Origin of the sequence: Thermoflexus hugenholtzii, assembly GCF_018771565.1 — a bacterium.
Lineage (GTDB): Bacteria > Chloroflexota > Anaerolineae > Thermoflexales > Thermoflexaceae > Thermoflexus > Thermoflexus hugenholtzii_A.
This window is the reverse complement of record NZ_CP076326.1, coordinates 2,083,801-2,102,309: the sequence shown is the minus strand read 5'-3', so window position 1 is coordinate 2,102,309 and position 18,509 is coordinate 2,083,801. Positions and strand designations below refer to the sequence as shown.

14 protein-coding genes and 2 tRNA genes are annotated in these 18,509 nt (G+C 67.6%); 12 read left to right on the top strand and 4 right to left on the bottom strand.

The window, feature by feature from the left end; all coding sequences use genetic code 11:
• Positions 1-11 precede the first annotated feature (11 nt).
• Entirely contained in the window at positions 12-1,052 is a 1,041-nt protein-coding gene (locus tag KNN16_RS09570) for an electron transfer flavoprotein subunit alpha/FixB family protein (RefSeq protein WP_303896613.1), read from the top strand.
• A 28-nt stretch (positions 1,053-1,080) separates the two neighbouring features.
• The gene (locus tag KNN16_RS09565; RefSeq protein ID WP_299284109.1) at positions 1,081-1,905 is read left to right on the top strand and encodes an electron transfer flavoprotein subunit beta/FixA family protein; all 825 of its coding nucleotides are present in this window, start codon (positions 1,081-1,083) and stop codon (positions 1,903-1,905) included.
• A 16-nt stretch (positions 1,906-1,921) separates the two neighbouring features.
• Here KNN16_RS09565 and KNN16_RS09560 read toward each other — a convergent pair whose 3' ends face one another.
• From KNN16_RS09560 to KNN16_RS09545, 4 genes are all read right to left on the bottom strand, one after another.
• Entirely contained in the window at positions 1,922-2,923 is a 1,002-nt protein-coding gene (locus tag KNN16_RS09560; protein ID WP_303896610.1) for a dihydroorotate dehydrogenase-like protein, read from the bottom strand.
• 72 nt (positions 2,924-2,995) lie between these two features.
• Positions 2,996-6,571, bottom strand: coding sequence for a pyruvate:ferredoxin (flavodoxin) oxidoreductase (gene nifJ / locus KNN16_RS09555; protein WP_299284113.1), 3,576 nt, complete (start codon positions 6,569-6,571; stop codon positions 2,996-2,998).
• A gap of 304 nt (positions 6,572-6,875) precedes the next feature.
• Positions 6,876-9,638 carry a GAF domain-containing protein gene (locus tag KNN16_RS09550; protein WP_303896607.1) on the bottom strand — a complete coding sequence of 921 codons (2,763 nt, stop codon included), beginning with the start codon at positions 9,636-9,638 and terminating at the stop codon, positions 6,876-6,878.
• Between the two features lie 468 nt (positions 9,639-10,106).
• The gene (locus KNN16_RS09545; RefSeq protein WP_303896605.1) at positions 10,107-10,349 is read right to left on the bottom strand and encodes a hypothetical protein; all 243 of its coding nucleotides are present in this window, start codon (positions 10,347-10,349) and stop codon (positions 10,107-10,109) included.
• Positions 10,350-10,593: 244 nt separating this feature from the next.
• On the opposite strand from KNN16_RS09545, the gene KNN16_RS09540 reads away from it, so the two are divergent.
• The 10 genes from KNN16_RS09540 (at position 10,594) to KNN16_RS09495 (ending at position 18,351) form a co-directional block, all read left to right on the top strand.
• Entirely contained in the window at positions 10,594-12,552 is a 1,959-nt protein-coding gene (locus KNN16_RS09540) for an immune inhibitor A domain-containing protein (protein WP_303896603.1), read from the top strand.
• Positions 12,549-12,914, top strand: a complete 366-nt coding sequence (locus tag KNN16_RS09535) for a hypothetical protein (protein WP_303896601.1) — start codon at positions 12,549-12,551, stop codon at positions 12,912-12,914. Before KNN16_RS09540 ends, KNN16_RS09535 begins: the two co-directional genes overlap by 4 nt.
• Before the next feature lie 25 nt (positions 12,915-12,939).
• The gene (locus tag KNN16_RS09530) at positions 12,940-14,109 is read left to right on the top strand and encodes a phospholipase D-like domain-containing protein (protein WP_303896599.1); all 1,170 of its coding nucleotides are present in this window, start codon (positions 12,940-12,942) and stop codon (positions 14,107-14,109) included.
• Between the two features lie 78 nt (positions 14,110-14,187).
• Positions 14,188-14,973 carry a CPBP family intramembrane glutamic endopeptidase gene (locus KNN16_RS09525; protein WP_299287198.1) on the top strand — a complete coding sequence of 262 codons (786 nt, stop codon included), beginning with the start codon at positions 14,188-14,190 and terminating at the stop codon, positions 14,971-14,973.
• 32 nt (positions 14,974-15,005) lie between these two features.
• Positions 15,006-15,779, top strand: coding sequence for an enoyl-CoA hydratase-related protein (locus tag KNN16_RS09520; RefSeq protein WP_299287201.1), 774 nt, complete (start codon positions 15,006-15,008; stop codon positions 15,777-15,779).
• A 9-nt stretch (positions 15,780-15,788) separates the two neighbouring features.
• A complete protein-coding gene (locus tag KNN16_RS09515) occupies positions 15,789-16,616 on the top strand; it encodes an AAC(3) family N-acetyltransferase (RefSeq protein ID WP_303896597.1) in 828 nt (275 codons plus the stop codon).
• Between the two features lie 21 nt (positions 16,617-16,637).
• Complete coding sequence (locus KNN16_RS09510) at positions 16,638-17,054, top strand: RidA family protein (protein WP_299287207.1); 417 nt, start codon at positions 16,638-16,640, stop codon at positions 17,052-17,054.
• Between the two features lie 276 nt (positions 17,055-17,330).
• Positions 17,331-17,978, top strand: a complete 648-nt coding sequence (locus KNN16_RS09505; RefSeq protein ID WP_303896594.1) for a Uma2 family endonuclease — start codon at positions 17,331-17,333, stop codon at positions 17,976-17,978.
• 218 nt (positions 17,979-18,196) lie between these two features.
• A tRNA-Ile gene (locus KNN16_RS09500) sits at positions 18,197-18,270 on the top strand.
• A gap of 8 nt (positions 18,271-18,278) precedes the next feature.
• Positions 18,279-18,351: transfer RNA gene (locus KNN16_RS09495), tRNA-Ala, on the top strand.
• Positions 18,352-18,509: the final 158 nt, after the last annotated feature.

The following is an 18,509-nucleotide window of genomic DNA, read 5'->3' as shown; positions in this document are numbered from 1 at the left end:
GGGCAAACCCAATGGCGGCTTCCCTCTACGGTCCCGATGAGGCGCAACCCGCGATCTGGGTCTATCTGGAGCAGGAACAGGCCGTCCTGGAGCGGGTGTCCCTGGAGTTGCTCTCCAAGGCCCGGGAGCTGGCGGATGGGATCGGCTGGCGGGTGGCCGGCCTGCTCCTCGGCCATCGGGTGAAGCCCCTGGTGGAGCAGGCCTTCGCCTGGGGGGCGGATGAGGTGTGGGTGGCGGATCATCCCCTCCTCGAGCCCTTCACGGTCGAGGCCCACACGGCGATGGCGTTCCGGGCCCTGATGCAGGGGCGGCCCAGCGTCTTCCTGTGCGGCGCCACTCCCAACGGACGGGACCTGGCCGGGCGTCTGGCCGTGCGGTTGCGGACCGGCCTCACCGCCGACTGCACCGATCTGCGCCTGGATCCGGAGCAGGGCGGGTTGCTGATCGGAGAGGTCACCGGATTCGGCGGGGGCGTGGTGGCCCTCATCACCATGCCTCATCACCGCCCCCAGATGGCCACCGTGCGGCCGGGTGTCTTCCCCCTCGCCGCCCCTCAGGCCGGGCGGCCGGGCGCGGTGATCCCTCTCGATGTGGATCTGCGACCGGAGGATCTCCACACCCGGGTGGTGGAGCGGGTGATCGGCCAGGGGGTGGATCTCACCCAGGCGCCGGTCCTGGTGGTGGGAGGGCGAGGGATCCACGGACGGTTTGATCTGCTCCGGGAGCTGGCGGAGCTGCTCGGCGGAGAGGTGGGGGCCACCCGCCCGCCGGTGGATGAGGGCCTGATCGGCCGGGAGCGCCAGGTCGGCCAGACCGGCGTGGTGTGTCGGCCGAAGGTGGCCATCGTGTGCGGCGCCAGCGGCGCCTTCCAGTTCGTGGTCGGGATCCAGAACGCCGGGACTGTGATCGCGGTCAACAACGATCCGGAGGCTCCCATCTTCGAGTTCGCCGATTACGGCGTGGTCGGGGATGCCCTGCAGGTGATCCCGGCCCTGATCGAGGCCCTGCGCGCGGAGCGGATGGCGGTGGAGGGCGGCCCGGCCCGAGGATAGGGATGCGCCCCGAAAGATCGGGAGGAGGATGCAGACGATGGTGAGCCCGAACGGCCGGGACTGGCATTTCGTGGTCTGCATGAAGGTGGTGCCCAAGCCGGAGGAGGTGCGGGTGGACCCGGAGACCCGGCGGCTGGATCGGGCAGGGGCCCGCTCGGAGATCAACCCGCCGGATATGAATGCCCTGGAGATGGCCCTGCAGCTCAAGGATCGCTTCGGGGGGCGGGTCTCCATCGTCTCCATGGGCCCGCCCTTCTTTGAGCCCTATCTCCGGGTGGGGCTCGCCATGGGGGCCGATCACATCTACCTGCTCAGCGACCGCCGGTTCGGGGGCGCTGACACCCTGGCCACCACCTACACCCTGGCCCGGGGGATCGAGAAGCTGGGACCGGTGGATCTGGTCTTCTGCGGGGAGGAGTCGTCGGATGGGGCCACCGGCCAGGTGCCGCCCGGGCTGGCCGAGTGGCTGGGCTTCCATCAGATCACCCTGGTCACGCAGATCGAGCTGGATCCCTGGCGGCGGGTGGTACGGGGGCGTCGGGAGCGGCCCGGCGGGTATGAGATCCTGGAGGTCCCCCTCCCGGCGGTGATCTCGGTCAAGACGGGATGCAACGAGCCCCGTTTCATGGACTACCGGCGGAAGCCATGGGCCTTCGCGCCGGAGCGGGTGACCGTCTGGAGCGCAGCGGATTTGGAGGTCGATGAGGCCTTCATCGGGGCCGCCGGTTCCCCCACGCAGGTCTCCGGGCTGGCCCAGGCCCCCTCCCGGGAGCGCCGGCGCATCCGGCTGGAGGGAAGCCCGGAGGAGGTGGCCCGTCAGCTGGCCGAGCGACTGCGGGAGCTGCTGGGATAGGCGGCGCCGGGATCCCTCACCGCGGCCGCGGGAAGGAGCTCAACACCCGCATATAGTTCGCCCGCTCATAGGCGGCCGGGTTGGCGGCCCGTTGTCGGCACATGCTCCCCTGCATCTGCTCGATGGAAACGTATTCGTGTTCCTCCATCCATCGGCGGATGTCCTCCAGCAGCCGCCGCACGTGATCCGGCCCGTGGCGCAGCAGCGCTGAGGCCATGGTGACGGCCTTCGCCCCCACCATCATCGCCTTCAGCACATCCTCCGCCGTGTGCACACCCCCCGTGATGGCCAGATCCAGGCGCACCTGAGGATACAGGATGGCCACCCAGCGCAGCCGCTCCCGGAGCTCATAAGAGGTGCTGAGCACCAGGTTGGGCACCACCTCCAGGGCCTCCAGGTCGATGTCCGGCTGATAAAACCGGTTGAAGAGCACCAGGGCGGCGGCGCCTGCCTCCTCGAACCGCCGGGCCATATAAGGGAGGGAGCTGAAGTAAGGGCTCAGCTTGACGGCCACCGGGATGCGCACGGAGGCGACCACATCCCGCACCAGCCGGACGTAATTTTCCTCCACCGCCTGGCTGCTCTCATCGGGGGATGTGGGCAGGTAGTAGATGTTCAGCTCCAGGGCGTCCGCGCCGGCCTCCTCCATCAGCCGCGCATAGCGGATCCACCCGCCGGTGGTCACGCCGTTCAGGCTGGCGATGACGGGGATGGAGAGGGCCGCCTTGGCCCGCCGGATGTGCTCGAGATAGCCCTCGGGCCCCATATTGTAGTGGTGAAGATCGGGGAAATAACGCAGGGCCTCGGCGAAGCTCTCCTCCCCGTAAGAGAGCCCGTAGTCCAGGCGCTCGCTTTCCTCGATGATCTGCTCCTCGAACAGGGAAGGCAACACCACCGCAGCGATCCCCGCCTCCTCCAGACGGCGGAGGGTCTCCAGGTCCTCCGTCAGCGGAGAGGATGAGGCGATGAGGGGATTCCGCAGGTGAAACCCCAAATAGCGGGTGGAGAGATCGACCATAGAAGCCTCCGATGCGCTGCGAGGATGGAAGTGAGGGGCAGGGCCCCGCTTAGGGGCCCTGCCCCGGGTTGATCAGGCACGGCCATTCCGCCCGTTCACCGGCATCTGGGCCAGGGCCTCGTAGACCCGCCAGCGGAGGCGGATCTCCTCCTCGGCCTCCTCCAGCAGCTCCTCCGCGATCTCCGGCCGGCTGTGGACCAGCATCGTGAACCGGGTCTCGTTATACATATACTCCGAGAGCGGGATGCTGGGCGGCCGGGAGTCGATCTGAAGCGGGTTGAGGCCCTCCCGCAGCCGCCGCGGATCGTAGCGGATCAGCGGCCAGTAGCCCGAGAGCACGGCCCGCTTCTGCTGCTCCATCCCGTAGCGCAGATCGTAGCCATGGGCGATGCAGTGGCTGTAGGCGATGATCAGGGACGGCCCCTCATAGGAGTCGGCTTCCAGGAAGGCCTTGACGGTATGGGTGTCGTTGGCTCCCATGGCCACCCGGGCCACATAGACGTTGCCGTAACTGATGGCCATCAGGGCGAGGTCCTTCTTGGGGCCGCGCTTGCCGCCCGCGGCGAACTTGGCCACCGCCCCCCGCGGGGTGGCCTTGGACATCTGGCCGCCCGTGTTGGAGTAGACCTCGGTGTCCAGCACCAGGATGTTCACATCATAGCCCGAGGCCAGCACGTGATCCAGCCCACCGTAGCCGATGTCGTAAGCCCAGCCGTCGCCCCCGATGATCCACACGCTCTTGCGCACCAGGGCGTCCGCCACCGTTAGCAGATTCCGCACCTCCGGGGAGTCCGGCAGCGCCTGCAGGCGGGCCTTGAGCAGACCCACCCGCTCCCGCTGGGCCCGGATCCCTTCCTCCGTGGATTGATCGGCGTTCAGGAGCTCCTCCACCAGCGCCTCGCCGATCTGCGCGCTGAGCCGCTTCAGGAGCTCCATCGCGTATTCCCGTTGCTTGTCCAGGCTGAGGCGCATCCCCAGGCCGAACTCCGCGTTGTCCTCGAACAACGAGTTGGACCAGGCCGGGCCGCGCCCCTCCCGGTTGTAGGTCCACGGGGTGGTGGGGAGGTTGCCCCCGTAGATGGAGGAGCATCCGGTGGCGTTGGCGATCACCAGCCGGTCGCCGAAGAGCCGGGTGAGCAGCGAGAGGTAGGGGGTCTCCCCGCAGCCGGCGCACGCCCCGGAGAACTCGAACAGCGGCTCCAGCAGCTGCACGTCCTTCACCTGCCCGACGTTCACCCGCAGCCGATCCACCTCAGGGAGCTGGAGGAAGAACTCCCAGTTCCGGCGCTCGGCCTCCCGCAACGGGGCCTGGGGCCGCATGTTGATGGCCTTGCGGCTGACATCGGACTTGTCCTTCGCCGGGCAGACCTCCACGCACAGGGCGCAGCCGGTGCAATCCTCCGGGGACACCTGGAGGGTGTAAACCATGTCCTTGAACTCCCGCCACCGGGCCGGGGCGTGCTTGAAGGTGGGCGGGGCTTCCGCGAGCAGAGCGGGATCGTAGACCTTGGCCCGGATCACCGAGTGGGGGCAGACCATCACGCACTTGCCGCACTGGATGCACAGGTCCGGCTCCCACACCGGGATCTCCTGGGCGATGTTGCGCTTCTCCCACTTGCTGGTCCCGCTGGGCCACGTGCCGTCCGGCGGGAAGGCGCTCACCGGCAGGAGATCCCCCTCCCCGGCGATCAGGCGGGCGGTCACCCGCTGCACGAACTCCGGCGCCTCCGGCGGCACGGGCGGCCGACGGTCGAAGGTGCTGGTGACCCGGTTGGGGACCTTCACCTCATGGAGATGCTGCAGGGCGGCATCCACCGCCGCGAAGTTCTTCTCCACGATGGCTTCGCCCCGCTTGCCGTAGGTCTTGACGATGGCCTCCTTGATCTTCGCTACCGCCTGCTCCAGGGGCAGGATGTTCGTCAGGGCGAAGAAGCAGGTCTGCAGGATGGTGTTGATGCGCGGCCCCAGCCCGTGCTCCCGCGCGATGCGGTAGGCGTCCACCACGTAGAAGCGGAGGTTCTTCTCGATGATCGCCTGCTGGACCGAACGGGGGAGGTGGTCCCACACTTCGTCCGGCCCATAGGGGCTGTTGAGCAGGAAGATCGCCCCCGGCTCGGCAACCTGCAGCACATCCATGCGCTCCAGGAAGTTGAACTGATGGCAGGCCACGAAGTTGGCGCGGCGGATCAGGTAGGAGGAGCGGATGGGCCGCGGCCCGAAGCGCAGGTGCGAGACCGTCACCGAGCCGGACTTCTTGGAGTCGTAGACGAAGTAGCCCTGGGCGTAGTAATCGGTCTCGTCCCCGATGATCTTAATGGAGTTCTTGTTGGCGCTCACCGTGCCGTCGGCCCCCAGGCCGTAGAAGACCGCCCGCACCGTCTCCGGGTCCTCGGTGGAGAACGAGGGATCGAACTCCAGGCTGGTGTGGGTCACATCGTCGTAGATGCCCACCGTGAAGTGGTTCCGCGGGCGGTCCTTCGCCAGCTCGTCGAAGACGGCCTTGACCATGGCCGGGGTGAACTCCTTGGAGGAGAGCCCGTAGCGCCCCCCGATGATCCGCGGCATCTCCCGGAAGGGGGCGAGGCCCGAGGCCATGGCCTCCTCCACCGCGGTCACCACATCCAGGTAGAGGGGCTCCCCCGCGCTGCCCGGCTCCTTCGTCCGATCCAGCACGGCGATGGCCTTCACGGTGGGCGGCAAGGCCCGGATGAAATGCTCCACCGAGAAGGGGCGGTAAAGCCGAACCTTGATGACCCCCACCCGCTCGCCCCGGGCGTTGAGATACTCCACGGTCTCATGCGCTACCTCCGCCCCCGAGCCCATGAGCACGATCACCCGCTCCGCCTCCGGGTCCCCCACATAGTCGAAGAGATGGTAGTGACGTCCGACCAGGCGGGCGAGGCGGTCCATGGCGTTCTGGACGATGGTGGGGCAGGCCAGGTAGTAAGGGTTGACCGCCTCCCGGGCCTGGAAATACGTGTCGGGGTTGTGGGCGGTGCCCCGGATGAAGGGATGATCCGGCGAGAGGGCCCGGGCCCGGTGGGCGCGGATCCATTCCTCATCGATCATCGCCCGCAGGTCCTCCGGGGTGAGCAGCTCGATCTTGTTGATCTCGTGAGAGGTGCGGAAACCGTCGAAGAAATGGAGGAAGGGGACGCGGGACTCCAGGGTCGCCGCGTGGGCGATGAGAGCCAGATCCTGGGCCTCCTGGACCGAGCCCGAGGCCAGGATGGCGAACCCGGTCTGCCGCGCGGCCATCACGTCGCTGTGATCCCCGAAGATGGAGAGGGCGTGGGTGGCGATGGTGCGGGCGGCCACGTGGATCACCAGGGGGGTGAGCTCCCCGGCGATTTTATACATGTTGGGGATCATCAGCAGCAGGCCCTGGGAGGCCGTGAAGGTGGTGGCCAGGGCGCCGGTCTGGATGGCCCCATGGATGGCCCCAGCGGCCCCGCCCTCGCTCTGCATCTCGATCACCTTCGGCACCGTCCCCCACAGATTGGGGCGTCCCTTCGCCGCCCATTCATCCGCCAGCTCCCCCATCGGGGAGGAGGGGGTGATCGGATAAATGGCGATCACCTCGCTCAGCTGATAGGCCACGTTGGCGGCGGCCTCGTTCCCGTCCACCGTCACCATCGGTCGGGCCATGGGAAACCTCCCTCTTCGCTTGGGCTGCCAACGGCCCCGCCCGGGGCCGAGAAGGTTCATCCCGGTTATCTTTTTTCCGCGAAGTATACACCCGGATCGGTCCGGGTAGGGGTGTCGACCGTCAGGTCTCCCGGGTGCTTTCGCTCACATCCAGGGGAGGTGGCCGGGGCCTTCCAGAATTTTTATGTAGGGCAACTGCAAGCAGTTGCCCTGCATGCGGAGAAACTGGAAAGCCCTAAGAGGTGGCCCCGGGTCCTCGCCCGGGGCCGGGGGATCGCCGGGGCGACCGGTTCGGCCGCCCGGATCATGGGATCACGATGGGCAGGCGCAGGAGGACGCGCGTGCCCTGACCGACCGCGCTCTCGATCTCCACGCGACCCTGATGCGCCTCGACGACCTGCTTCACCACTGTCAGCCCAATTCCCATCCCTCCGAACTTCCGGGTCGTGCCCCCGTTGACCTGATAGAAGGGCTCAAACACCCGGGAGATGGCTTCGGCAGGGATGCCGATCCCCTCATCGCGCACTTCCAGAAGGGCTTCCGGCCCCTGCACGGCGAGGGAGACCTGGATCGTCCCCCCCGCCGGGGAGAATTTGACCGCGTTCTCCAGGAGCTCGGTGAGGGTCAGGAGCAGGCGCTCCCCTTCCCCCATCACCCAGACCGGATGATCCGGCAGGTGAACCCGGAGGGCATGGCGTTGGGGATCGAGGCGGCTCTGATACGCCCGGCATGCCTCCCGCACCAGCTCCCGGAGATCCAGGATGTTCAGCGACCGCGCGCCGGCCTGGATCTCCTGAAGGGTGAGGAGGAGCTCCACATACCGAATGAGCCCATTTAACCGCTCCTGCATCACCTCCAGCGCCTCATGTTGCTCCGACGTCAGAGGGCCCAAAGCTTCCTCCCGCATGAGCTCGATGTATCCCTGAAGGATCGCCAGGGGGGTCCGCAGCTCATGGGAGACGTTCTGGATCATCTGCTCGCGGAGCTTCAGGGCCTGTTGCAGGGACTCCGTGAGGCTTTCGAGCTCACGGGCGCGACGCTCCAGCTGCCGCCACAGGCGCTCGTTGAGCGCCCCCGTGGTCAGCAGGGCGGCTACCCGGAACAGGAACTCCCGGGTGTCCACATCGAAGACCGTCGGCTTCTCCCAGGCGATGGCCAGGCTCCCCAGGATCTCGCCCTTGTGCTTCAACGGAAGAAGCGCCAGCGATCGGGCGGGAAAGGGGGTAGGGGCGCCGGGCGGATCGGTGAACCAGAGGGCCTGGCCCTGGAATATGGGCTCCAGGGCCGGGATGGCATGCCGGCGCATGCGGGCCGGGAAGACGGATCGTGATCCCGAGGCCGAGCGGATCCGGCAGGCCAGCGTCGAGGGATCTTCTTCCACGGGGAGATACAGGCACACCTCACGCGCCACCAGCTCGCTCCGGATCAGATCAAAGATCGGCTGCAGCGCCCCATGCAGATCCCGGAACCCGCTGAGGGCGTCCGCCAGGCGATAGAGCAGGCGCAGATGGCGGACAAAGCGGATGCGCTCAACGGTATGGCCGATCTCCAGCGCGATGGCCTCCGCGAGCGCGATCTCCTCCGGCCTCCACCGGCGCGGGGTCGGGCTGGCCAGGCCCAGGACGCCGATTGGGCGCTCGCCGGCCCGGATCGGCACGCTCAGGGAGGCCCGGATGCCCGCCTGCAAGAGGGCGTCTCGCAGGGCAGACGGAGGAAGCTCCCGGTGATCCGACACTGCAAGGGTCTCGGTGATGCGGAGCCCCTCCTTTCGGACGGTGTCCTCAATGGACTCGAGGACGGGGGATGAGATCCCGCGCGCGCTGAGCCTCCCCGCGGCCCAGAGGACCCCGATGGGGCTCTCCAGGGCCTCCATGGCCTGCGCGAGGACCTGATGGAGGAAGTCCTCAAAGTTCTGGACCTCTAAGGCGGAGCGGAGGATCCGGTGCAGGGCCTCGAGGAGCTGGGCCAGGCGTTGTTGTCGCTCCAGGGCCTGCGCCCCTTCGATCAGGCCCGCGACCCCTTCGGCGATGGTTTGAACCAGCTGGACCTCCTGCGGCCCGAACGGGCGCTCCACGCGGACGCTGTCCAGGCCGATGTTGCCGAGGACCTCTTCCCCCCGTGGGATGGGCACGATCAAAATGGAGCGGATCCCAAGCTGCTGCAGCAGGGGGGCGGAGGCGCCGAAGAGGGCCGGATCCTGGATCTTGTTGAGGACGAGGGGCTGGCGCGTCTGCACGACACGGGCGGAGAGAGGATCGTCGGTCAGGTTGATGACGGCGCCCAGGGCCGAGGGGCCTTCGATCCGCCGGTGCTCGGCGACGATGCGCAGGCGATCCGGCCCCTCCCGGAGGGCGATGGCCCCCCGATCCACCTCGAGGTGCTCCACCAGCTCCCGGATGAGAACGTTCAGGAAGGCCGGGAGATCCGGCAACCACCGCGTCCCTTCGGCCAGGGCTGCGAGCAGGCGCATTCGCTGCTCCAGCGTGTGTTGCCGCTGACGCTGGCGATGCAGTATCCCGAACAAGGGGAGGAGCCCTTTCACCGAGGTGTGCGCGAGGAACTCCAGCCGGGGCTCGGGATCAAAGACCAGCCGGTAAAGGCCGGGAGGAAGTCGCGGATCTTCCTCCCGGAGCGCCAGGATTAGCAGGAGAGGATCCGGCGGCAGGGTGAGCGGGATCACTATAAAGGAGGCCAGGGGCACCGGTGGGGTGAAGAGCGGCAGCGTATCCGGATCCCCTCGGATCAGGGTGAACCAGATCACCGGAGCCTCCCGCCGGAGCCAATCCAGGGCCTCCAGGATCTCCCAGGCGGCCCAGGGGTCCGGTTGGCTCAGCAAGCCCTGCAGGTCCTCCCATAGCCCCACCGTCAGGGGGCCTTCCCGGGGGAGCAGGTCCAGGAGACGGGCGCGCAGGTTGGGGCTCCACTGTGGGGCGTCCACGAGGGTGGTCCCCGGCAGATCTTGCAGGATCCCGCTGAGCGCGCCGTCCTGACGGAAGTAGAGCAGGCGATGCCCGGCGCGGGCGGCCGCGCGGATCCAGGCTTCCCATAGCTGCTCTTCTCCAGGCATCTCCCACCGCAATCCGACGATCCAGTCTCCTCTTTTCGCCTTCTGCCACAGCGAGTGTAAGGAAAAAGTTTCCATCCCGATTTGTCCCCTTCGCGAGGATCCCCAACATCAGGTCCCGAACGTCTCCCTTCGTCAGGGGGCTTGAGCGCTCCCTCACTGGGATGGCATCTGGATTGGATCGTTTGGATTTCAAGGCCGATCCTCAGGATAGCGAGGGCGCCCCGATGCCTCCCCAGTCGACTGTCCGGGCCATCGGATCCATCCCGAAGCAGGTGTCCGAATACAATCCCATTTTATCCAAATTTCTGAGTGCTACCAAGATCTGATTTGATTGTTCTGATTTGCATTAAGAATCCCTCGTTCCTCTCCGCTTCTTGCACCCCTTTTGCGATGAGTTCTTTGATAAGGGCCTGAATATCCAGCAAGTCCTGAGGTCGATGTGCCACAGCCTTAAAGATGATGAGGTCTTCAGGGGATGGGAAGTCGGATCGTGAGTTCGCCAGCCTGATAAGCGATGCGGCGTTCCACCGCCTCTTTTTCGAAAGATAGCATGCCCAAGGAGATATCCGCGTTGATCCCGCTTTCCGGATGACGTAGCAGCAGGACGTGATGACGGCGGGCGAAATCCCCCGCGTCCTGGATGCGTGGCGGAAGCCCCTCCTCCTCGGCCGCTGCGATCAGCTCCGGCAACTCCTCGACAGACCGGCGCATGATCCCATCCACATCAGCGGTAAGGCGCGGTCGGAGGCGAGCGGATCGATGAGCGGGGCGCTTCAGGACCTCCCGGACACCGCGCAGGGGGGAAGCGCCATCCCGAGGGGTGGGTCCCAAAATCGTAGGACAACTGCTCGCAGTTGTCCTACAAGGCGGCCAGGCCCGACAAAATCGGGACACACCCATCCCGAGGGGTGGGATTATGATAGAGCCAGAGCCTGGATTCCCTCCGGAGCCCTTGATGACTCGAACGGGGATCATCCGCTGGTTCTTTCTGGCGCTGGTCCTGGGAGGGCTGTGCGGGCGCGGCGGGGTGCCCGGCCCAACCCCCACGCCGACGATCCCGGCGACCGCCCCCTGGGGGACCCCCACCCCTGCCGGGACCCCAGACGCCACGGAGACGCTCCGGGCGCTCCTGCAGGCAGACCCTCCGGTGCGGGACCTGCGGGATCTGGCGGTGCGGTATCTCGGCCTCCCGCCTGACACCCCGGAGACGGCCTGCCGGCCGGAGCGGGACCTTCCCCTCGGCGCCCGGCGAGCCTTCCTGGCCTCCAACAACGACACGAACGAGACCTTCACCGTCACGGCGGTCCTGCGGGAGAAGACCCCCCATGCGTATCTCTGGGTGGAGGAGGGGCGGACGGTGGACCCGGCGGATCTGCGGGCGGCCGCCGAGATCTTCGAGCAGCGGACCTACCCGACCGTCCGCGAATTCTTCGGGAGCGAATGGACGCCCGGCGTGGATTGCGATCCGCATCTCTTCATCCTCCACGCCGGCGGGCTGGGGGGCGTGGCGGGCTATTACGCCAGCAAGGATGAGTTCCCCAGGGCCGTGCGGACCGACTCCAACGAGGCGGAGATGTTCTACATCAACCTGGATAGCGTGTCTGTGAACTCCGACTTCTATCACGGGGTGCTGGCCCACGAGTTCCAGCACATGATCCACTGGTATCACGATCGCAACGAGGAGACCTGGCTGAACGAAGGGGCCTCGGAGCTGGCCGCCTTCCTCAGCGGCTACGATGTGGGCGGCTTCGAGAGCGCCTTCCTGGGTCAGCCCGACACCCAGCTGAACACCTGGGGGACTCAGGAGGAGGGGAACGCGGAGCACTACGGGGCCGCTTTTCTTTTCCTGGAATACTTCCTGGAGCGCTTCGGGGAGGAGGCCACGCGGCGTCTGGTGGCCCACCCGGAGAACGGCCTGGAGGCCGTGGACGCGGTGCTGCGCGAGCGGGGAGCGGGCGAGGACGCCGACGCCTTCTTTCTGGAATGGGTCGCGGCAAACTTCCTGGATCACGCTGAGCCCCCCTCGGGGCCGCGCTACCGGGCGTTGCAGCTTCCGGAGCCCCGGCGGGCCGTCCGGGTGAACCGCCTCCCGCAGGAGATCCGGGACACGGTGTTCCCTTACGCCACGGATTACATCGAGCTCCCGGCCGGGCGGACCCTGGCCCTTTCCTTCCGGGGCTCCTCCGTCCTCCCCCTGGTCGCCGCCTCCCCCTTCGAGGGCCGACGGTTCTGGTATGCGGTCCGGGGGGACGACAGCAACCCCCGCTTGACCCGCATCGTCGATCTGCGGGGAGTCCCACGGGCCACTCTGCGCTATCGCATCTGGTATGATCTGGAGGAGGGTTGGGATTACGCCTACGTCAGCGTCTCCACGGATGGAGGGCAGCGCTGGACGATGTTGCGCACGCCCTCGGGGACCGACGCGAACCCCAATCACAACAACCTGGGGTGGGGCTACACGGGGGTGAGCGGAGGAGGGGAGAGGCCGCGCTGGATCACCGAGACGGTGGATCTCACCCCCTACGCAGGGCAGGTGATCCGCCTGCGCTTCGAAGTGGTCACCGACGATGCGGTCAACCGCCCCGGGGTGGCCTTAGACGCCATCGAGATCCCGGAGATCGGGCTCCGGGATGGGGCCGAGGAGGAGGCCGGGTGGGAGGCCGAGGGCTGGGCCCGGGTCGCCCCGGAGGTCCCCGTGCGCTTCGTCCTCCAGGTCCTCCGCCTCCGGAGGGACGGGGAGGCCCGGGTGGAGCGGCTGCCCCTGCGGCCGGACGGGACCGGGGAGGGGCTCGTCGAGGCGGGGCCGGATCGCCGGGTGGTGCTGGCGATCTCGGCGCTGGCGCGGTTCACCACCGAGCCTGCGCCCTACACGTTGCGGATCGCCCTTCCGCAGATCGTGGGAGGCTGGCATTGAGCCCGTGGGAGGAAAAACGGACGCTGGAGCCCAGGCTGGCGGCCTGGCTGGAGCGGGTGCTGGAGGACGAGAGCTGGCGGAGCGGGCTGACGGACATGGAGGCGGAGCGCCTGCTCGACTGGGCGATGGCGCGGGTGGGTCCCGCCCCGGAGAGAACCGGCGAGCGGGTGCGCCTGGCCATGCGCCGCATCGGCCGGGCGGCTCGGGCCCCGGCGGCGGAAGCGGGGGAGCTGCTCTCTCCATGGGGGCTGACGCCTCCTCCGGAGTGGGAAGCCTGGACGCCGGGGCAGCGTCTGGAATGGACCCTGGAGGCCCTGCGGGACTGGTCCCCGGATCCCCCTCCGGGGGATCCGGATGGGTAAGGATATTTCCTCTCCGGAGGTCCCTTTGAGCTCGCGCAGGAGGCGGAGTCTGCTTCCGGGAAGGTCTCGGGCGTTATCCCGGCCGCTCTCCCTGGCCGGCCTGGCCGTTCTGTTGCTCCTGGCGGCGGCCCTGGGGATGGCCCAGCAGTGCATGGGCCGGGGCGGGGCGCCGCCTTCCACAGCTCCCTCCGGCGAGGGGGGATGGTATGAGGTCTTCTTCACGGCCCCGCGTTTCCCGGACGCCCCGGAGTTCCATCGGGGAGGTGTAGCCGATGCCCTCATCGCGGCCATCGATGGCGCCCAGCGGACCCTGGACGTGGCCGTCTACGAGATCGATCTGATGCCGGTGGCGGAGGCCCTCCTGCGGGCTCGCGATCGCGGCGTCCGGGTTCGGGTGGTCACCGAGACCGACAACGCTGACACGAAGGCCGTCGCCCGCCTGCGGGCGGGGGGCATCCCCGTGGTCACCGACGAGCGGGAGGGCTACATGCACAACAAGCTCATGGTCATCGACGGCGAGCGCGTGTGGACGGGCTCGATGAACTTCACGGACAACGATGTCTATCAGAACAACAACAACGCTGCTCTCCTCCGCTCGTCGGAGCTGGCCCGCAATTACGCCGTCAAGTTCGCCGCCATGTTCGAGCGCCGCGCCTTCGGCCCTGCTCGTCCCTCCGGCGACACGACCCCGCGATTGACCATCCATGGGATCCCGGTGGAAAATTACTTCGCCCCGGAGGATCCGACGGTCGAGGCCATCGTGCGGGCGATCCGGGGAGCGCGGGAGCGCATCGTGTTCATGGCCTTCGCCTTCACGCACCCGCGGATCGGCGATGCGCTGCTGGAGCGGGCCCGGGCCGGGGTGGAGATCCATGGGGTGTTCGAGTCCAGCGGCGCGGGATCCCCGTTGAGCCAGTTCAACCGCCTGCGGCGGGCGGGGATCGACGTGCTGAAGGACGGCAACCCTTACAACATGCACCACAAGGTGTTCGTCATCGACCGTCGGGTGGTGATCTTCGGGTCCTATAACTTCTCCCGCAACGCCGAGCAGGACAACGATGAGAACTTCCTGATCGTGACGGATCCGGCGATGGCGGCCCGGTTTGAGGAGGAGTTCGCCCGGGTTTATGAGCAGGCTCTGAACCCGCCCCGAGGTGGCAGGTGGCCAGATGGGACGCTGGCGTGGGCGCGATGAGGAAGAGGCCCGCCGGCCCGGCCCCGGGAGCTCGGATCGATTTCCTTCAATATTTCGTGATATGAGGAGCGTGTGAAGATGCGTCCTGCCCCGTCCTCCTCCGCACCGTCTGAGGAGCTGGAGCCGGCCCCGCCCTGGGGGATCGGCCTGGCTCTGACGGCCCTGGCGTATTTCCTGATGGTCCAGTTCATGTTGGGCGTCCTCTTCTTTCTGATCTACTGGGTCGTGGCGATGCCCGGCCAGCCGTTCGAGGCCGCCTACGCCCGAGCGGCCGCCAGCGGGCGCTTCACGGGGTTGGCCAGCGGCTTCATCTATCTGTTCACCCTGATCACCGTGGGGGCTGCCCTGCGCCTGTGGGTGCGCGGCCCGCTGGCCCCAGCCCTGCGCCTGGTTCCCCCTGCGCGCATCCCCCTGTGGGCGGTGCCCTTCTTAGCGTTGGGCTTAGCAGTGGCGCTGGATGCGGTCACCATGGCGTCGGGCCGGCCGGTGATCCCGGAGAACCTGGCCCCTCTGTTCCGAGGCCGGGATCCCCTGGGCTGGACGGCCATGGGGTTCCTCGCCGTGCTGGTCGGCCCGCCGACGGAGGAGCTGCTGTTCCGGGGCCTCCTGTATCCCGCCCTGGCGGTGCGGGTGGGCCCCATGTTCGCCGTCTATCTCGTCTCGCTGATCTTTGCCCTGTTCCACCTCTTCACCTACGGGGGGACCACGGATCAGTGGTTCTGGATCGCCCAGGCCTTCCTGGTGGGCCTGGCTCTAACCGGTTTGCGGGCCCGCACCCGGTCCCTCTGGCCGCCCATCGTGATGCACATGACCCTCAACCTTTACGCCACCCTGGAGGCCATCTTCCTGTTGAACTTCCGGTAGGAGATCCCATCCTCAGCCTGCGGGAGGGTCCCATGGCCTACACCTCGATCCTGGTGGAGACCATCGAGAACGTGGGGCTGATCCGCCTGAACCGCCCCCAGCAGCTGAACGCCCTCAACAGCGTCCTGATGGAGGAGCTGGCGACGGCTCTGGAGGCCTTCGATCGCGACGAGGCCATCCGCTGCATGGTGATCACGGGGAACGAGCGGGCCTTCGCCGCGGGGGCGGACATCAAGGAGATGGCCGAGGCCAGCGCGGTGGAGATGCTGCTGCGGGATCACATCGCCCGCTGGGATCGCATCCAGCGGATCCGCAAGCCGATCATCGCCGCGGTCTCGGGCTGGTGCCTGGGCGGGGGCTGCGAGCTGGCCATGGCCTGCGACATCATCATCGCCTCGGAGACCGCCGTCTTCGGCCAGCCGGAGATCAACATCGGGGTGATGCCCGGGGCCGGGGGCACCCAGCGCCTGACCCGGGCCATCGGCAAGTCGAAGGCGATGGAGATGATCCTCACCGGCCGTTACATGAGCGCCCGGGAGGCGGAGGCCGCCGGGCTGGTCTCCCGCGTGGTCCCCGTGGAAGTTTACCTGGAGGAAGCGATCCGCCTGGCGAAGGAGATCGCCGCCCGGCCGCCCATCGCCGTCCGCCTGGCCAAGGAGGCGGTGAACAAAGCCTTCGAGACCAGCCTGCGGGACGGCCTGGAATATGAGCGCCGGCTCTTCTATCTCCTCTTCGCCACGGAGGATCAGAAAGAGGGGATGCGGGCGTTCATCGAGAAGCGCAAGGCCGAATGGAAAGGACGCTGAGCTCCGGTGGTGGGACCGATCGGTTTCCGAACCCTGGTTCTGGCCCTGGAGGCCATCCGCTGGAACCCGGACGGCCCGGCCCTTATCGTGGCCGCCCCCGACGCGGCGGAGCAGGTGCGAGGGGGCATCGCCACCCTCCTCGGCGCGGTCCAGGCGGCCATGGCCGGCGAGACCTGGCTGACCCCTGCCTTCACCTCTTCCACCATGGTCTATCCGCGGATGGGCCCGCCGGATAACGGCGTGGTCTACCTGGCCATGCAGGGGGGCAACGCCCGGGCGGTGTTTTTCCGCCCGGATCTCCCGGCGGATCCGGAGTGGGGTCCGTTCCCGGAGATGGCCCGTCGGCTGCCCGGCGCGCGCCGGAGCGAGCACCCCGTCCTTTCCTTCGTCACGGTGGGCCCGCGGGCGGAGGCGGTCGCCGCCGCCCAATCTCTCCAGGATCCCTGGGGGCCGTTGCGCTGGCTCCATGCGGAAGGGGGCGACGTCCTGCTCCTCGGCGCCGATCCCACGATGAACGTGGCCATCCATTACGTGGAAGCCCTGGCCGGGCGCAAAACCTTCCTCCGCTGGGCGTTGATGGACCGCCGGGTGGTGGAGTTGCCGGGCTTCCCGGGGTGTCGTCGAGGCTTCGGCGCCGCCGCGCCGCGTCTGGAGCCGATCACCCGTCGGGTCTACCTGAGCGAGCGGGTCTTCCAGGGGTTGCCCATGGGGCGGATGGTGGAGATCCTTCTGGAGCTCCTGCGCCGGGATCCTATGGCCCTGCTCTGCGAGGACCCCATGTGCCTGCTCTGTCACGCGGTTCGCCAGCATGTCCTCTACGGCTCGCGTTCCGCCTGAATCCACCGCTAAGGAGGTGTCATGGCTCGGGAAGCGATCGCCACGGAGAAAGCTCCCCCTGCTGTCGGCCCCTATTCCCAGGCCATCCGGGTGGGGAACCTCATCTTCACCGCTGGCCAGCTGGGCCTGGTCCCGGAGACCCGTCAGCTGGCGGGGCCGGACATCGAGAGCCAGACCCGGCAGGCCCTGGAGAATTTGCGGGCGATCCTGGAAGCGGCCGGGTCCTGTCTTCGTCACGTGGTCAAGACCACGGTGTTCCTGGTGGATCTCTCCGAGTGGCCTCGCATGAACGCCGTTTACGCCGAGTTCTTCCCGCAGATGCCCCCCGCTCGTTCAGCGGTGGGCGTGGCCGCGCTGCCCATGGGAGCTCGGGTGGAGATCGAGGCGGTGGCCGAAGTCTGCGACTGTCCCTCCCTCGAGGCCTGCGGGTGCCGGTGAGGGATCGCTGGGCGGTGAGTCGCGCGCTTCACGGAGCGCCTCACCCCGGATGGAGGCGATAACCAGCTGGACGCTCTGGCGGCTTCTTGCTCGTTCTGCCGGATGGATCGACGGAGCCGCACCGGCGATGACGGGCGGCCGTTCCCTGGATTGCCCGCCTCGAAGATCCGGCCCATCATGTTTGGTGTAATCGTAATCGTTTGACCCCATGGGCCGGGTTCGACGAGATGATCCGGAAACCCCTGCATGGATGGGGCGGACAGATGGGAGGTGGCGATGGGGGTGATGGTGGTGGACGAGCGGAAGGTTCCGGTGCGGGAGCCGTATGTGATCCGGATGGGAGGGTGGACGCTGGAGCGCTATCTCCGGGAGGCGCCGGAGGACCGGATTTGGGAGTTCGTCCGGGGGGAGGTCCTGATGCACTCACCGGCCACCGCGGAACATCAAGATCTCGTCGGCTTCCTCTACTGGCTCCTTCGGGGCTATTGTGAAGCCAGGGGGTGGGGGAAAGTTTTGATGGGGCCGGCGGCGGTGCGGGTGTTGCCGGACGTGGTGCGGGAGCCGGATGTGTTCGTGATCCGTCCGGAGGATGTGGGGCGGGCGCAGGGGGTGCCCCTGGAGGTGGTGCCGGCGCTGGTGGTGGAGGTGGTGAGCCCGTCGACGCGGACCCTGGATCTGTGGGAGAAGGCGGAGGAATATGCGCGGGCGGGGGTGGAGGAGTATTGGGGGGTGGATGGGGAGGAGGGGGTGCTGTGGGTGCATCGGCGGCAGGGGGATCGATATGCGGTGGAGGAGGTGCGGGCGGGACGGGTGGCCAGCATCGCGGTGCCGGGGTTCTGGCTGGAGGTGGGATGGCTGTTCCAGACCCCCCTGCCTCCCGTGACGGAATGTTTGCGGGCCATCCTCGGGGCGCCCGGGACATAGGAAGACGCCGCCGGGTGTTCCCCGAGGCAAGCCCGGGATGGAGATGGATGCTTCGGGGGTCTCTTCCTCATAGAAGGCTATGGGGGATCTCAGGGGGCGACCTCCTCCGAGAGGGCTTCAGACCTCCGGCTCAAGGATCCTCCTCGTGTGCCCCGCCGGGCGGCATCTTGACAGGGGACGCGATCGGCGTATAAAATCATAAGCGCAGTATGAGGTGTGGGCCTGTAGCTCAGGCGGTCAGAGCACTCCCCTGATAAGGGAGGGGTCCCTGGTTCGAGTCCAGGCAGGCCCACCTGAGGTGGGGATGTAGCTCAGATGGGAGAGCGCCTCCTTTGCACGGAGGAGGTCACGGGTTCGAATCCCGTCATCTCCACCTGGGCACCTTGACAGGAGAGGGACTCCTCGTTATAATCCAGCGTTGCCGGATGGAGGCTGGCTCCCGAAGCCGGGCAGGGTTTGGTTCGGAGGCGGGAGCCAGCGGCCATCCGCTGGCGGGCCGGGAAGGGGCTCGTCATGGTGAGTCGGGCGAGG

What these genes read in the sequence shown, in the direction of transcription:
- KNN16_RS09545 (WP_303896605.1), bottom strand. Translation starts at nt 10,349, where the DNA reads ATGCGCCGGTCTGTCGAGGAGTTGCCGGAGCTGATCGCAGCGGCCGAG.
- KNN16_RS09560 (WP_303896610.1), bottom strand. Translation starts at nt 2,923, where the DNA reads ATGGTCGATCTCTCCACCCGCTATTTGGGGTTTCACCTGCGGAATCCC.
- KNN16_RS09565 (WP_299284109.1), top strand. Translation starts at nt 1,081, where the DNA reads ATGCAGACGATGGTGAGCCCGAACGGCCGGGACTGGCATTTCGTGGTC.
- KNN16_RS09505 (WP_303896594.1), top strand. Translation starts at nt 17,331, where the DNA reads ATGGGGGTGATGGTGGTGGACGAGCGGAAGGTTCCGGTGCGGGAGCCG.
- KNN16_RS09520 (WP_299287201.1), top strand. Translation starts at nt 15,006, where the DNA reads ATGGCCTACACCTCGATCCTGGTGGAGACCATCGAGAACGTGGGGCTG.
- nifJ (WP_299284113.1), bottom strand. Translation starts at nt 6,571, where the DNA reads ATGGCCCGACCGATGGTGACGGTGGACGGGAACGAGGCCGCCGCCAAC.
- KNN16_RS09510 (WP_299287207.1), top strand. Translation starts at nt 16,638, where the DNA reads ATGGCTCGGGAAGCGATCGCCACGGAGAAAGCTCCCCCTGCTGTCGGC.
- KNN16_RS09550 (WP_303896607.1), bottom strand. Translation starts at nt 9,638, where the DNA reads ATGCCTGGAGAAGAGCAGCTATGGGAAGCCTGGATCCGCGCGGCCGCC.
- KNN16_RS09570 (WP_303896613.1), top strand. Translation starts at nt 12, where the DNA reads ATGGCGGCTTCCCTCTACGGTCCCGATGAGGCGCAACCCGCGATCTGG.
- KNN16_RS09525 (WP_299287198.1), top strand. Translation starts at nt 14,188, where the DNA reads ATGCGTCCTGCCCCGTCCTCCTCCGCACCGTCTGAGGAGCTGGAGCCG.
- KNN16_RS09540 (WP_303896603.1), top strand. Translation starts at nt 10,594, where the DNA reads ATGACTCGAACGGGGATCATCCGCTGGTTCTTTCTGGCGCTGGTCCTG.